This window comes from Desulfatiglans sp., from assembly GCA_012513605.1.
Lineage (GTDB): Bacteria > Desulfobacterota > DSM-4660 > Desulfatiglandales > HGW-15 > JAAZBV01.
The window spans coordinates 1-15,501 of sequence record JAAZBV010000027.1; the positions used below are offsets into that span (position 1 = coordinate 1).

At 44.3% G+C, this 15,501-nt stretch carries 14 protein-coding genes; 7 read left to right on the forward strand and 7 right to left on the reverse strand.

Going from position 1 to position 15,501, the window contains the following annotated elements:
• The first annotated feature begins 16 nt into the window (after positions 1–16).
• The 4 genes from GX654_03155 to GX654_03170 all read left to right on the forward strand — a co-directional run bounded on the left by GX654_03155 (position 17) and on the right by GX654_03170 (position 1,500).
• Positions 17–556 carry a hypothetical protein gene (locus tag GX654_03155; GenBank protein ID NLD35843.1) on the forward strand — a complete coding sequence of 180 codons (540 nt, stop codon included), beginning with the start codon at positions 17–19 and terminating at the stop codon, positions 554–556.
• A 244-nt stretch (positions 557–800) separates the two neighbouring features.
• Positions 801–938: a HEPN domain-containing protein gene (locus tag GX654_03160; protein NLD35844.1), complete on the forward strand. Its 138-nt coding sequence runs from the start codon at positions 801–803 to the stop codon at positions 936–938.
• Positions 902–1,192, forward strand: a complete 291-nt coding sequence (locus tag GX654_03165) for a HEPN domain-containing protein (protein NLD35845.1) — start codon at positions 902–904, stop codon at positions 1,190–1,192. Before GX654_03160 ends, GX654_03165 begins: the two co-directional genes overlap by 37 nt.
• Complete coding sequence (locus GX654_03170; GenBank protein ID NLD35846.1) at positions 1,159–1,500, forward strand: nucleotidyltransferase domain-containing protein; 342 nt, start codon at positions 1,159–1,161, stop codon at positions 1,498–1,500. Before GX654_03165 ends, GX654_03170 begins: the two co-directional genes overlap by 34 nt.
• Positions 1,501–1,518: 18 nt before the next feature.
• On the opposite strand, the gene GX654_03175 is transcribed toward GX654_03170, so the two are convergent.
• The 7 genes from GX654_03175 to GX654_03205 all read right to left on the reverse strand — a co-directional run bounded on the left by GX654_03175 (position 1,519) and on the right by GX654_03205 (position 9,374).
• Entirely contained in the window at positions 1,519–2,358 is an 840-nt protein-coding gene (locus GX654_03175; protein NLD35847.1) for a hypothetical protein, read from the reverse strand.
• A 5-nt stretch (positions 2,359–2,363) separates the two neighbouring features.
• Positions 2,364–4,163: a tetratricopeptide repeat protein gene (locus GX654_03180; GenBank protein NLD35848.1), complete on the reverse strand. Its 1,800-nt coding sequence runs from the start codon at positions 4,161–4,163 to the stop codon at positions 2,364–2,366.
• 8 nt (positions 4,164–4,171) lie between these two features.
• On the reverse strand, positions 4,172–5,119 hold the full coding sequence (locus GX654_03185) for an RNA polymerase factor sigma-32 (GenBank protein NLD35849.1): 948 nt from the start codon (positions 5,117–5,119) through the stop codon (positions 4,172–4,174).
• A 103-nt stretch (positions 5,120–5,222) separates the two neighbouring features.
• Positions 5,223–6,452, reverse strand: a complete 1,230-nt coding sequence (locus GX654_03190) for a tyrosine--tRNA ligase (GenBank protein ID NLD35850.1) — start codon at positions 6,450–6,452, stop codon at positions 5,223–5,225.
• A gap of 2 nt (positions 6,453–6,454) precedes the next feature.
• Positions 6,455–7,405 (reverse strand): DUF4115 domain-containing protein, encoded by a 951-nt coding sequence (locus GX654_03195; protein ID NLD35851.1) that lies wholly within the window; start codon positions 7,403–7,405, stop codon positions 6,455–6,457.
• 52 nt (positions 7,406–7,457) lie between these two features.
• A complete protein-coding gene (locus GX654_03200; GenBank protein NLD35852.1) occupies positions 7,458–8,417 on the reverse strand; it encodes a hypothetical protein in 960 nt (319 codons plus the stop codon).
• A gap of 6 nt (positions 8,418–8,423) precedes the next feature.
• On the reverse strand, positions 8,424–9,374 hold the full coding sequence (locus GX654_03205) for a hypothetical protein (protein ID NLD35853.1): 951 nt from the start codon (positions 9,372–9,374) through the stop codon (positions 8,424–8,426).
• Positions 9,375–9,860: 486 nt separating this feature from the next.
• Between GX654_03205 and GX654_03210 the strand changes: the two genes are divergently transcribed.
• From GX654_03210 to GX654_03220, 3 genes are all read left to right on the forward strand, one after another.
• The gene (locus GX654_03210) at positions 9,861–10,787 is read left to right on the forward strand and encodes an ATP-binding cassette domain-containing protein (GenBank protein NLD35854.1); all 927 of its coding nucleotides are present in this window, start codon (positions 9,861–9,863) and stop codon (positions 10,785–10,787) included.
• 2 nt (positions 10,788–10,789) lie between these two features.
• On the forward strand, positions 10,790–14,227 hold the full coding sequence (locus tag GX654_03215) for a hypothetical protein (protein NLD35855.1): 3,438 nt from the start codon (positions 10,790–10,792) through the stop codon (positions 14,225–14,227).
• A gap of 167 nt (positions 14,228–14,394) precedes the next feature.
• Positions 14,395–15,498 (forward strand): efflux RND transporter periplasmic adaptor subunit, encoded by a 1,104-nt coding sequence (locus tag GX654_03220; GenBank protein NLD35856.1) that lies wholly within the window; start codon positions 14,395–14,397, stop codon positions 15,496–15,498.
• The last annotated feature ends 3 nt before the right edge of the window (positions 15,499–15,501 follow it).

A 15,501-nucleotide genomic window follows, 5' to 3' on the forward strand; every position in this document is an offset into this window, starting at 1 on the left:
GTGCGGAGGAAGAATCATGAAATCCAGTTTGATTATTATCTCCCTGTTTTCTGTTTCCATCTCAATCCAGGCCGCGACACCGACCTTGAAAGGCTGCGCTGCCATTGAAAACCCTGACGAGCGCCTTGCATGCTATGACACACTGGCCGGTCGCTTATCCGCTGACACCGTGAAATCAAATGATGCAACGCCCAAGGTGGTTGATTCTGTGGCATCCAAAGTGGACATCATTGTACCAGCAGCCCCGGCCGTGACGCCTGTTGATCCCGCAGTTGAGCCTGCGCCAGATGCTGAAGCTATCTTCGGTTTAGAGCATAAACAGAAAGAGAAGCAGCCTGATGAGCTGCAACTTAAGTGGACCAAAAAAATGCAGGATGCCTATGGCAAATGGATCATCTTTATGGAAAATGGCCAGGTGTGGCGTCAAACCGATACCGCTGTTTTCTCCTTCAATAACCCGGAGCAGCGGGTAGTTATTTCCCGCGGCGCTCTGGGTTCATTCTTTCTTGTAGAGCCAGAGGGTAGCAGACGGATACGTGTGATGCGAGCTAAATAGTGTCCATCCTCTGTAGCTGTGCTACTGCGGAGGACGGGCAAGCAGTAAGTCATCAGCGTTCAGCTTTATGTAAAAGACTTTTTATCTGGTTCCTGCGGTCTCAGTGGAAACCTGTTTTTTAAACGCTCTGCGGTAAGGCACGATAAAGAAAAATAAATCATTGAATGACTGATGAACTGACGCAGAGCGTCAAAGCATTTTAAAAAAAGCATAGCCATATGGGGGTGATTTTAGGATTCACTTCATGAAAAAGACAACACTCAATTGGATTAAATCCGCAGATTACGATCTTAAGACCGCTGCTTCTTTATTAATCAGGAAAAGGTATCTATACGTTGTTTTTATGTGTCATTTGACTCTGGAAAAATATTTAAGGCAATAGTCTCCGAAAGGACAAATGATTTACCGCCTTACACTCATAACCTTAATCGACTTTTGGAAATTGGCGACATTAAATTACCGGTAGATATGCAGTTATTCATAAATGCGATAAATCTTCAAAGTGTTCCTATCCGTTATCCTGATGATTTCACGAGGTTATCAAATGAGTTTAACAGCAAAACAGCCGCTGAATATATACGGCAAACAAAAAGGATTATAAGATGGTTAAAGAAAAATATACTCCATCTGAGATAAAAAAAATTATACATGGTCTCGTGAAAACATTGACTGCAAATAGCATTACTGTAGACAAAATTGTCCTTTATGGTTCTTATGCAAAAGGTACTCCCCAACCTCATTCTGATATTGATCTTGCCGTCATTTCACCGGATTTTAAAGGTAAGAAGATTATGGAAATACAGACGACACTTGCGGGATTGCTGGGGCAATATTTGTCTATAACGGAAGTGATAGGATATTCATCTGATGAATTTCTGTCTGCATCGCCAGAGACATTTATCGGTGAAATAAAAAGAACCGGTAAGATTATTTATGCCTCATAATATAGTCGTGTAGAAAAACTAATACACATCATCCAGGCTTACCTGCTTAAAAGAGGGCATGATTGCAAGTGTGAAGATCTCATCAGGGATATCTTTATTGAATGCCACCTTTTTTCTTTTAAGGGTCATACCCCTGTTTTCCTTTTTGTCTTTAAGAAGTGTGTTTGCAGCATAACTGATTTCTCCAGCCATAATAAAGCCTTTAAAAATCATGCCGGGTGATCCGGGTGAAAAGAGAGCCGCCTCTTTTATCTCTTTTGAAGTAGTGAGGGTTATAGTGCCTATGGTTTTTTTGTCAGCACCCTTTAATGTCAGTACACCTCCTCTATCTTCATGGATGTCAGGCTCTCCGGAGTATATTGGATATCCCCTTAAAAATGACCAGATCATATCAGGTGAGAAGTCCATCTCCGGTAAAAATCTGGAGAGATTCGCTGCTGTGAATTCACCATCATACTGCCTCTTTTCCATGAAATCGATGATCGTTAGCCTGTTATCTCTGATCAATAAATAAAAAAGAGGCTTACCCCATGAGTGGGTGATCTCCATTTTCAGCTTGAGAGGCTCCCTGTTACCGGCGATTAAGATGTCAGCAGATCTGTCCAGAATCCAACCATCAATGGATACTTGTCCTGTAAAATAAAATTCAGAGACCATCTGTGCCTGGGCTTTTGCCTCTGCCCTGATATTTTGTATCTCTTCACCTGACAGGATCTTTTGCTGCCTGTAAGGCGCAAGGGATGAGCATCCGGCAAAAAAAAAGGCAAATGCAAGCAGTATAATTATCAGGATAAGGGGTTTTGGTGGAAACAGGCCAGCTGGTTGATAATGGGTTGTGGCTATAGGTGTTTCCTGCATGAAAATTATTCCAGCTTTTTTTTCACATCTTCTATCTTTTTGTTGATTGCATCCGGGTCCTGATGCTTAAGGCTGAGTGCCTTCTGATACATCTCAAGGGACATCTTAAGGTTATCCATCTTCATATAAACATCCCCGAGGTGCTCTGCTATTGTGGGGTCTCCCCCTTCAATAAGGGAAAATGCCTTTTCTAGGGAGGTAAGTGCAAGGTCATATTGCCCCTGCCGATAATATACCCAGCCCAGGCTGTCTATATAATAGCCGTTATCAGGCTTGATATTTATGGCCTTCTGTATAAGTATTAATGCCTCATCAAGGTTTACATTCTGTTCCGCATAGGTGTAGCCGATGTAGTTCATGGCATCTGCATTATCAGGGTCAAGTTCAAGCACCCTTCTCATCTGCGCAATGGCTTCATCCTTGTTCTCTTTCCTGTCAAGGAGTGTGCCGAGGCGGTAGATCAGGTCAATATCCTCCCCTTCAATCGTAAGCCCTTCATCCAGTGCCTCTTGCGCCTTTACATAATCCTCCTTTGATTCATATATGGAGGAGAGCAGGGTATAAAAATCAATTTCATCCCTTTTATACTCAATCCCTTTTCTTAATATCTCCACGGCCTCATCTGTCTTTCCCATTCTGTTTAAAAGGTATGCCGTGTGCAGCCTGGCGTTTACATAAAGCTCATTTCCTTCCGGGATCATCCTGAAATGGTAGAGCGCCTCCTCAAACTGGTTGTTTTGCTCATAGGCAAGCGCCAGATAGTAACGGGATTTCTGGTCATCAGGCCATGCGGTTACAATCATGTCAAGCTCATTTATGGATTCAGATAGCCTTCCGCTCTGAAGATAAAAAAGGCCTATTGCCTGTCGGCTCCGGTCCCCAGGGAAGGAGTTCTCTTTTATCTCATCCATCATGGATGCAATATCATCCTTTTTTCCAAGGAGTTCATATATCCCCAGCAGACGCTCTCTTGCGAGTCTGTTTGAAGGGTCCATTTTTAAAAGGTCCTGGTAGGTATTAGCTGCTTCTTCAAGCTTCCCCTGTATATAGTAGAGACCGGCAAGATCAAAAAGGGCCGGTTCCAGTGCATCGTTTATGGAAAGGGCGGCAAGGTATTCCTTTTCTGCCATATCAAAATTGTTCATTGCCTGATATATCTTTGCCTTGTAGTAATGGGCAAAAAACATTTCAGGATATTCATCTGTAAGGGTGTCAAGCTGCGCCATTGCCTCATCAAACATACCTGCCCTGGCAAGGACAGTTGAGTATGCCATCTTTACCCTCTGGTTTAGCGGGTCAATGGTTATAACCTCTTTATACTGCTCTATAGCCTTTTCAGTATCTCCACCCATACCGTAAAGGTCGGCAATGAGAAGCCTCGTTTCAATATCACCCGGATTGAGTTTAAGGCTTTCTTCCGCATATTTAAGTGCAAGTTCAGGGTTCCTTGTCTCGGTTAAAAGGAGGGCCATTCTTTTTTTAAGATATGCCGACTCAGGGTCATACTCCATCACCTTCTTAAGGCTCTCAATGGCTGCAATGTAGTCACCATTTGAGATATTAATGGTTGAGAGCATGTAATTTATATATGCAAGCTGCTTATCGTCAGGGGTTTTCAAGACGGAATTTGTATATCTAAGGTCATATAGATCGGGATCGGTCTGAATGGTTAGGGGCACAGTTGCAGCGCCCTTGCCTGAATCTGCTAATAGAGGAGAGGCGCTTATAGATAAGGATGCAAAAATAAATAGAGCAGTTAATGGTTTTCTTAAAGCGCCTCGCCCAAAATTTTCTAAGATAATCATGGAAAATCCTATTTTATAAAATCAGAGTATTGTTCATCAAAGTCAGGGATCTCGTCTGAGAGCCACTGTTTAATATTTGATACTATCCTTGCCTGTATCTGCCGCACCCTCTCCCTTGAAATGTTGTACTTGTCTCCAAGTTCCTGAAGCGTAGCAGGGGTGTCGGTCATTATGCGGTTTTCAAAGATATCAAGTTCCTTCCCTTTAAGGGTCTTTCTGTATTCCTCCAGCTTTGCAAGAAGCACGTTTCGACCCTGCATCTCGGACAGCTGGTCATCAGTATCAAGCCTTTCGTCGGGCAGAAAGGAGCTGTACTCCTCCTTCCCGCCATCACCCACAGGGGCATTGATGCTAACCTCTCCACCCCCGAGCCTCTGGGTCATCTCCTCAATATCCTCCTCCTTAACGCTAAGGCGTTCTGCCAGCAGATGGGTCTCGGGCATCGTGCCCTGTGACAGGAGCTTTTCCCTTTCCTTTGCAAGGTTATAGAAAAGTTTTCTCTGGGTTTGGGTGGTGCCTATCTTTACAAGCTTCCAGTTTTTCATGATAAAGGAGAGCATGTATGCCTTTATCCAGTATGATGAGTAGTATGAAAATTTGATGCCTCTATATGGGTCAAATTTTTTGACCGCCTGGATAAGGCCCAGGTTACCCTCCTGGATCAGATCAAGAAGGCTCTTGGTCCAGTACCTGTGAAAATCCATTGCGATTTTTACAACAAGCCTGAGATTGCTGGTAATAAGCCTGTAGGCCGCATCCTCATCATTGTTCTCCTTGACCCTTATTGCGAGCTCTGTCTCCTCCTCCTTGGTAAGGAGCCTGTATTTTTTTATCTCATAAAGGTATAGCTGAAGCGGGTCATATGGGACAAGCGCCCTCTCCTCACTTGCTGTAGAAAGGTTCTTGTCCAGGCTTTCCTCTTCATATGGTACCTGTTCGGTTATATCCTGAGTCATATTTCATATCCTTTAATAAATCCATTACCGGGATTCAATATGGCTGTTATCAAATTCCAATCAAATATCCCTAACCCGACAGAGAGTAAAGTGTTATATAGTTTCAGGATGTGGATACCTTCATATAACGTTTTTTCCCTGCCCTCAAGAGCATTGCCCCATCCTTCTCATTCTTCATATCAATAATCTGGTCAAATGCCTCGATCTTTTCATTATTGATGTACCCGCCTCCCTGCATGATGAGGCGTCGCGCATCTGATCGGGTATTGCACAGACCTGCCTGTTCAAAAAGGATAAATGCAGGTATCCCCTTTTCAAGAGCAGCCTTGTCAATCTGGTACTCAGGTACAGAATCGCTTATCCCCTGCTCACCATTACCAAAAAGCTCCTTTGCCGCGTTCCTTGCCTTGAGCGCATCTTGTTCACCGTGGCATATCTTTGTCGCCTCAAAGGCAAGTATCTCCTTAGCCTGCCTGATATCTGCACCCTCAAGGCTCCCCAGGCGCTCCACCTCATCGACCGGAAGGAATGTAAAAAGAAAAAGAAATCTTTTAATATCTGTATCTTCCTGGTTGATCCAGTACTGGTAATATTCATATGGGCTTGTCATTTCAGAGTCAAGCCATACCGCACCCTTGGCTGTTTTACCCATTTTGGCGCCTGAAGCTGTAGTAATAAGGGGAAAGGTGATGCAGTGGGCAGAATCCCTTTCAAGCCTCCTTATAAGATCAGTGCCCGCAACAATGTTGCCCCACTGGTCGCTCCCCCCCATCTGGAGCCTGCAATCATAATGCTTAAACAGGTGCCAGAAATCATATGCCTGAAGGAGCATATAATTAAATTCGATAAAGCTTAAGCCTGTCTCCAGCCTCATTTTATAGCTTTCTGCCGTAAGCATCCTGTTTACGCTGAAATGCCTGCCTATATCCCTTAAAAAGTCGATATAGTTCAGCTTTGTAAGCCAGTCTGCATTGTTTACCATCAGTGCCCTGCCCATATCAAAATCAAGGAATCGCATGAGCTGCTTTTTTATACTCAGGGCGTTACTCTCTATCTCATCCCTTGGCATGATTGGCCGCATCTCTGTCTTACCGCTCGGGTCGCCAACAAGGGTTGTCCCACCGCCAACAACCGCAATGGGTCTATGGCCCGCACGCTGTATGTGTGTAAGCGCCATCACAGGGAGCAGGTGCCCTATGTGCAGGCTCTTTCCTGTGGGGTCAAAACCGACATAGCATGTTACAGATTTTTTAAACAACTCTCTTAGTTCACTTTCATCAGTATGCTGTTCGATGAAGCCTCTTTCCTTTAATATATCAAATATCTCTTTCACTTTTATTCTTCCCATTTAGTCTGAAAATCATCGGGGAACCGCAGTTTTTTTACCTCTCCAGGCGCCCCGAGATTGTTGCTTGTCTCGCCATTAAATGTAAACTCTACACCACCGGCATTTCCGACCGTAACATCAAAACCTCTTTCGGCTGTCCAGGAATGTTTTGTCCCCGGTTGAAAGATGTATTCCTTTGGTGCGGTATCATCTGCTATTACTTTAACCCATGCCCTCATGCTTACTGTCGCAGTAAGGATTTTACCGGCTGCAGCCTGCGTATCCGAGGCGTTTTCAGGTGGGGAAGTTACCTGAGCCAGGATCTTTTCCACGGGAGTAGACTCTTCTGGCTGGAAACTCTCTGGTTGATCCACCTCCTCATTTATATTCGCCTCTGGTCTGGCGCCCTCTGTCAGATACTCGGTTGTTGATTCGGAAAATGTTTCATTAAGCGTCTGTACAGGCTCCTCAGCCTTTGTCTGTGGCGAATATCCCGTGTCAGTTTCTGTAACATGGGCCTCCTGTTCGTTTTCAGGCTGATGGGTTTTATCCCCAACAACTATCCTTCCATACAGATTGAGATAATAGATCACTGCTGCAAGTAATAATAACAGGGTAATGACATAATATATGGTTTTACCTTTCTTTTTCTTACGGATAAGAGGTCTGACATTCTCTTCACCACCGGAGGGCACACATTTTTCAAAAAGCCTTATTGCCTTTCTGGTATCACAGCCGACAGCAATGGTGTATGAACGGATAAACCCCTTGATCAGAACCCTTGCCGGCAGCTTCTCCCAATCCTCATTCTCAAGCGCTTCTATAATAGGCTCCCTTATTTTTATAGTCTCAGACAAGCAGCTTCTGGATATTCCCCTTTTTTCCCTTTCAGACTTAAGGAGTGGGCCTATGCTGATCTCTTCCCTGCCGCTGTTTTCAAGATTGTTTTCTGTTTCCATATATATTAAGTTCCGTAAAATACCTGCTGGTTATAAAAAAACGTTTACCCTGTTATAGTATCTTTTTTATATAACTCTCTTTTTTCAGTGCATCCATGTAATCTTGATAGCGTTTCTCTATCTCAATATTGTAGAGGGTTTCATGTATTTCATTCCTTAACTTCTCAAGGGGGGTGTATCCTGTATCTGCTTTTTTAATCAGCTTTACAATCTGGATCCTGTTGCCCATATCAATCGGTTTGCTTACCTCACCATCCTTAAGAGTGTTGATCACATCAAGTATCTTATTATCAATATCAGTTAAGAGAATATTCCCAAGGTCTCCACCATCTTTAGCTCCTGGTCCGTTTGAAAATTCTTTTGCCAGTTCCTCAAACTTCTCCCCCTTTGAAATCCTTTCTCTTAAAACCTCTCCCTTTTTTTTCAGTTCATCAAGCCCTGATCCTGACTCCTGGGAAACAGGTACAAGAAAAATGCTTGCAATATGAGCTGACCCGGGTATTTCATAATTCTTTTTATTCGCCTCATAATAAGCGGCGATCTGTTCTTCTGCAATTATCAGCTTTATCCTGATTTCATTTTCAACAAGGTTGCGGCGTTCAAGGTCCTCTTTTAATTTTTCTCTAAATTTTTCAAGAGAGACCCCTTCATGTTTAAGCTGCTCAACAAGCTCCTCCTGGGTAAGCTTGTTATTTTGTTTTATATACTCAATATATGCGTCTACCTCTTCTGTGGTTGTATGCAGATCGAGTTCCTTGATTTTTGATTTTACTATCCTCTCTTCAATAATGATGTCCAGGATATCTTCCCTGATCTTGAAAAAATCCTCTTTATTTGAAGCCTGCAGGTCATCACTTCTCTTACCGGTCAATTCCTCTATCCTGCTGTTCAGTTCATAAAGGGTTATTACATCGTCATTCACAAATGCCACTACCCTGTTACCCTCTTCTGCGAACAGACCCTGAGCCAGTAATAATAATGAAAAAACCACCGAAAAAATAATGATTCTCATTGCCTTTTAATCCTCCATTTTCATGTCTGCCAGTATCTCCATTTCCTTAATGCTTACAGGAAATTGCATTTTAAGGCCATCAAGCCATTTTGTATACATTAATTCTCTATTTTCCATGGTAATTATTGACTCTATATCCTTTATTGATTCAGGGAGGCCTCTTATACCCTCTTCCTTTACAGAAACGACCTTGAAAATATGAAAACCATATGGGGATTCGATTATTTTACTCATCTCCCCCGGTTTGAGGGCAAATACCGATTTTTCTATGTTCTCTTCAAGTTCACCTTTTGCAAACCAACCCAGGAGGCCCTCATTTTCTGATTCAGGGGCTATTGAAAAATTCCTTGCCAGTTCAGCCATATCCTCTCCCTTTATAAGGCGGGAAAGAAGATTTTCCATCTCCTCCCCGGTTTTTGTGACTATCTGTCTTATCTCAAGCATGAGCGGTTCTCTGAAATCTTCAAGGTGGCTATCATAGTAGGCCTTTACCTCATCCAGAGTAGCCATTTTTACGTCTGCAAGGGCTGTATCAACAATTTTTTTTACAAGCAGTTCATTATGCAGATTTTTTTTCCATTCATTGATATCTATGTATCTTTTAAGCAGTACCTCATTGAGTAAATCTCCGGGGTAATCCTGCTTTACCTCATTGACCGCGGTTTTAAGCTCCTCTTCTGTTATTGTGATCGCGTTTACCCTGCCGTATTCAAGGATCAGGTTTTTTTCTACTATATTGTTTATTATAGAGTCTATCCCCTCCCGAATCTCCTCGGCGGACAACCCCATATCATACTTGATGCGCTCTATCTCGTGCTGTAACTTTTTTTTGGTGATAACGGTCTCTCCAATGGTGATTACCGCATCCTCTTCCTTGGGAGCGACCCCGCATGAAAATATCCATAGCAGAAAAGATATGATAAGAAGATAATAGATTTTACAATACAGATTAAACACCTTCCCTTCAGGCCTGGCAATTTTACCTAACTGCTTAAAATACCCGCAAATTCCAGAGTTTAATAAACTAACAGTTCAGGGGAAAAATGCAAGCAATAAATTGTCTTAAGTTCATTTGGCAGGGTATTAATTTTGCGAATAAAAATAGATAAATATAATTGCTATTTCATGGTTATTGTAATATTGCTATATGGAATCACAAAAATATTTTCCAGGCCTTAAAAAAATTAATTAACCGGTTCTCATCTGTGGTCATATTTACCATTCATAGGTTGTTTTCGCTAATGGATGCGGGCGAATATCCGGTCTTAATTTGATTATCGAATATAATCTGTTGATTAAACAGGATAAATATTCTGGTAGTTATTGTGGCACAATATATGCTTATTCTACCATATTCAAAAAAAATATTTTTTCATGAAACCTTTTACCGGGGTTTCAAGTATACATATAATTATATAAACAAGATGATCAGGGAGTTATCCAATGGGTGAAACAGGGAGGGATATTTCAATACATATTGAGAAGGTCAGGCATGTTTATAAGGGCGGAAACGCTGCCATAAATGGAATAGACCTAGATATACATACCGGGCTTTTCGGTATGCTGGGCCCCAACGGTGCAGGCAAAAGCACGCTCATGCGCATTATTTGCAGCCTTCTTGTGCCAACAGAGGGGCATGTTATTGTGGGAGGGTATGATGTGGTTAAGGAGCGGAGGCATGTAAGGAGGATGCTCGGTTATCTTCCGCAGGACTTCAATGCATGGAGGCTCCACAGGGTGGAAGAGGTACTTGAGACACTGGCCATTTTATCCGGCCTTGAGAATAATATTGATAGAAAAAGCAGGGTGGAGGAGATACTCACGCTGGTGGGGCTCTTAGAGGTCTCTCACAGAAAGGTTAAAAGCCTTTCAGGCGGCATGGTGAGGAGGCTGGGCGTTGCCCAGGCACTTATACATGACCCGAAGGTATTGATAGTTGATGAACCGACAGTCGGGCTTGACCCTGAAGAGCGTATTCACTTTCGTCAGTTGATGGCAAAGATGGGGAAGGAGCGGATCATTATTCTCTCAACCCATATCGTAGGAGACCTGGGCGCAGGGTGCCATGATCTTGCCCTTATTGACCGGGGCAGGCTTAAGTTCAGGGGCAGCCCTGAAGAGCTTATAGCGCATGCAAAGGGGGCTGTATTTGAGATGCATCTGGAGGGTAACAGGGCAGAGCTTTCCGATCAGTATGAGATTGTATCCCAGGAGGTTAAGCTTGGCAGGACGATCATACGGGCAGTATCCAAAATGGGGTCGATCCCGGATGGCGCAGTCCCGGTTGATAACCCGACACTGGAGGAGGCATATCTCGCCTTTATGGCCTCAAAGAGTGTAAAAGAGGCGGCAAAAGGAGGGGGAGCATAATCATGATGAATATAAAATCAGTTCTATCCATAGCGCGGGCAGAAAGACTGGTTATAAGGCGGCTCGCACGTTACTGGCTCTTTCTCTCCTTTTCATTCCTCTTTGTATTTATTGCATTTATCTACTATTCGGCGCTGCACGGCCTTTTTTCATCACATTCAGCAACAGTAGGCTTACTAAGCCCCAGGTTCCTGGTAAGTTCGATCGCCGGTGTATTATACCTGGTTATATACTCTATAGGGGTGATCTTTCTTGCATTTGATGTGAGGGCAAGGGACTTAAGAGAAAGGATGCATGAGGTGCTTGACTCAAGGCCATACAGCAACCTGGAGCTTGTTATTGGCAGGTTTTTAGGCGTCCTTATCCCTGCATGGACCCCCATGCTTCTCCTGATAGTGCTGATCCAACTCCTGGGCTTCCTGCTCAAGAGCAGCGGCATGCCCATAGGCGAACCTGCTGAGATAAGATCCCTCCTTTCATTTGTATTCCTGATAGGGCTCCCTACATTTGCATACATTATTTCAATCGTCTTTCTTGTAACTCTTCTTGTGAAAAACAGGCTGGTTGCCTCCATAATACTTGTACTACTGGTAGCAGCAAGTTATGGAGGGATGTACTTTTTACCTGTATATAAGGCTCAGGCATTTGATTTTTTTGGTTTAATACAGTCAGGTTATCCATCAGACATAACATCAACATTTATGCCGCTTACAGGAGTTGTGCACCGTATCGCTATACTCATTGCCTCTATCGGGATACTTGGCATATGTGCGGCAGTGCATCCGAGGCTTGATGACGGCTCCAGGGGAAGGGCCGGTTTTACAGGCGCAATAATTGTGGCGGTTGCAGCGGTTATAGTCGGGGGCATTTTTGCAGGCAATATGAATGATATGAAAAATCAGGAGATATGGCTTGCGGCACATATGGATTATCCGAAGGGCCATATCCCTGACATAACCAGTATTACAGGCAGGGCGAATATCCTTCCCGGCAAGGGGCTTGATCTGGATATAAAATTATCCTTCAAATCCCCTGAATCCGGGCCAATAAAAAACGCCCTGTTTACACTGAACCCGGGGCAGAGGATAGTTGAACTCCTTGACAGCTCAGGTAAACCCTTAAGCTATAAACATGAAAACGGGATACTTGATATTACCATGCCCGAAACCCTTTCACAGGGTAAAGAGACCATGATAACCCTTAAAACAGAAGGGGTGCCTGATAAACACTTTGCATATCTTAAAAGCGCTGTAAACCCCCTTACGCTTAAGTCAAAAGATTCAAATACCACCCTGCTTGGCAATGAAAACTATGTCTTTGACAAAAAATTTGTCGCCCTTATGCCTGCTATCCGGTGGCTGCCCCTGTCGGGTGTAGAGAACAGCATGGAAAACCAGCAGAATAACCGCGTGGATTTTTTCAATCTGGATCTGACTGTTGGCGTGCCAAAAGGTTGGCTTGTTGCCGGGCCTGGAAGACGTACTAAGGCAGGTGAAGATGGTAAATATGACCTGTACCGTTTTACCCCTCCCTCTGTAGTGCCTGAGGTAGCACTTTTTGCATCTGAGTATGAGAGCCGTTCATATGAAACAGATGGTATACTTATGGAGCTTCTTGTCCATAAAAAACATATGAAAAATCTTGATGTGCTGGCCGATACAAAAGAGAAGATCAGTGAATATATTGGTACAACCTTGAGGGAGGTAAAAGAGGCAGGGCTATGCTACCCATACGATGGCCTTACCCTTGTTGAGGTGCCGACTGTTTTACGCACCTATGGCGGAGGGTGGCGTCTTGATACGCTTCAGGCAATGCCCGGTATCATGCTTTTAAAGGAGCTCTCTCTCCCCACGGCCCGCTTTGACTCCGCATTCAGGAACCCTGACAGGTTTAAAAACCAGGAGGGTGGCATAGCAAAGGCCAAATGGGACAGGCTTATGACCTATTTCCAGAATGACTTTTCAGGCGGAAATATCTTTACCGGTACAGCAAGGAATTTTTTCCTGTTCCAGACATCTGCAAGCGGGCCTGAAGCAATGCCTCTCAATTTTGTGATGGACACCCTTACAGGTCTTGTGCTGGCAGACACAAAGGGATATTTTTCTGCACATATATTTGCAGAGGGTAATTCGATAAACCAGATTATATCAAATGTGCTTGTGAGTTATTTCCAGCTTAGAAATGCAGGCTTAAGTGATACCATTTTAAACTCCACAATAAGGACAAGGACATCGCGCCCTGTAGTATGGGAGAAGGCGCTTGATGAATCACTTATTGATGTTGATCCGTGGGAGGAACCGGCTGATACAGTTGATTACCTGATATTAAAGGGTTATGCGGTGGCAGATTCTATCTACAAGACACTCGGAAGGGAAAAGAGTGCAGCACTTCTTGCATCCATGCGAAAGAATCTTACCGGAGGTGGTTTTACAGTCTCAGATGTGAAAATCGCTTTAAGTGAACAGGGTTATGACATGGATGCATCCCTTGGTGACTGGCTGGGCAGTACCGGGCTTCCCGGTTTTGTAGTGCAGGAGGCAAAGGCATATCGCATAGCGGATGACACAAACGGGAGCCCCAGGTACCAGCTTCTTTTTACAGTGAGAAATGATGAACCTGTGCCTGGTACTTTTTACTTTGCATATTATTATACAGCGCAGAACCAGAGACCTGAATTAATAGCAGGAGAGACCATTCACCTCGCAGGGAGGCATGCCATCCAGTATGGCACAATAGTATCCAGGCTTCCCAGCATGTATTTTCTTGCCCCTGTGCTTTCCTATAACAGGAGCACCTTTGAGCTTCAAATGGCGCCTGTTAATCATGAGCATATCGTTGATGCGGAGATTATAGAAGGGGTTAAGGATATCCCATGGGAAATTCCCTCTTCATCTTCAATAGTGGTGGATGACCTTGATGAGGGGTTCAGCACCCTTCATGAAGGGAAAAAGGGCAAGGGATTACGGGTCAGGGCAAAGGATAAAGAGAAAAAGGATACGGATCAGGGTTTGCCCTACATCTCATATAATGTATTGCCACGGGGATTAGGACTTCCCAGTGAGTGGACCCGCATAAGTAACGGTATGTCCTATGGGAAATACCGCCATACAGCCGCCTATATCAGAAAGGGTGAGGGGGCAAAAAAGGCGCTCTTCAGTGCGGAGCTGCCACAGTCCGGTGCGTGGGATATTGAGATATATATACCAATGAGAACCATCTTTACGGGGAGGAAATGGGGGAGATGGAGTGGTGTTATAATTGATAAGAACGGAGACAGGTATCAGCTTGAGTTTGATTCAAAGGCCGGAACTGAAGGGTGGAATCTGGCTGGAAAATATGACCTGCCCCAGGGTGCAGTCACCCTTGAGCTCTCAGATTTGACAGACGGGGATATGGTGGTGGCCGATGCAATACGTTGGACACCTTCTGCTGGAAATTAATAAAGGAGCATCCATAAACTAAGGTTTTTGTATGAAAGCGATCAGCCATCAATGTTCAGCTTTCAGCAAAAGGCATATAAAACAAAGATTTGGCTGACAGCTGATAGCTGAATGCTGAAAGCTTAATCCGGGAAAAACCGTTTCTGGATGGACACTAAGGAGCTTAAATGAAAATGAATCAGTCTGTTATTGGGGTTTTATTAATTATCTGCATCGCCTTTTCAGGTTTTCTTTCAGGGTGTTCACGTGACGAGGGCCGTGACGACAAGATAGAATTCCTTGTGCCTGTAACCGTTTCAACGGTAGGCAAGATGGATGTTGAAGAGAAAATAACTGCAACAGGCACCCTTCGCACCACAAAGGTGGCGCGGCTGGAGGTGGAGACAGGGGGCATACTTGAATTTTTGACAAATAAAGAGGGCAGGCGTTACAGGGAAGGGGACAGTGTAAAGGCAGGCGATGTAATCGCCCGTATAACAGGCGATGATGTGCGCCTTGCTGCTAGAAAAGAGGCGACCCTGCAGAGATTTGAGACTGCAAAGGATGAATATGAATCAACAAAAAAGCTCTATGATGACGGGTTCAAAAGCAGGGCGGAGTTGCTCAAGATGCAGTCAGGCCTTGAGGATGCAAGGATTGACTATGAAAAGAGCCTTAATGCTGAAAAACGAAGTCAGCTCACCACCCCCATTGATGGTATTATTCTGAGGCTTGCAAGGGACAGGGATAACCAGAGCCAGCCCATTGCTGTAGGGCAGTATGTAAACCCCGGATTTGAGGTTGCGCGCATAGCGCCAACCGATATCCTTGTCGCGGATGTGGATCTTGTTGCACAGGATGTGGCAAGGGTGACAGAAGGGTTGCCCGCAAGGGTCAAAAACTATGCATGGAAGAATGAGGAGTTTAATGGCAGGGTTGTCAGGCTTGATCCTGTAATAGACCCGGTCACAAGGGCGCTAAAGGCCGAAATAGAGGTGGAGAACCATGATGCAAAATTGAGGCCAGGCATGTTTGTTGAGGTAACCATTATCAGGGAACAGAAAAAAGATGTACCCGCTGTTCCCCGTGAGGCGGTTGTAAACAGGGGCGGCAAATGGGTTGTATTTGTACTCAGCGGGCAGAGGGTCGTAAGAAAGGATGTGCTCCTTGGTCTGGGTGATGATAATATTGTTGAGATCCGTGAAGGGCTCTCCGGGGGCGAAAGGGTAGTCACAAGGGGCCTTGAGACACTGGAAGATCAGACACGCGTCCGTGTTACAGGAACCAATTAATAT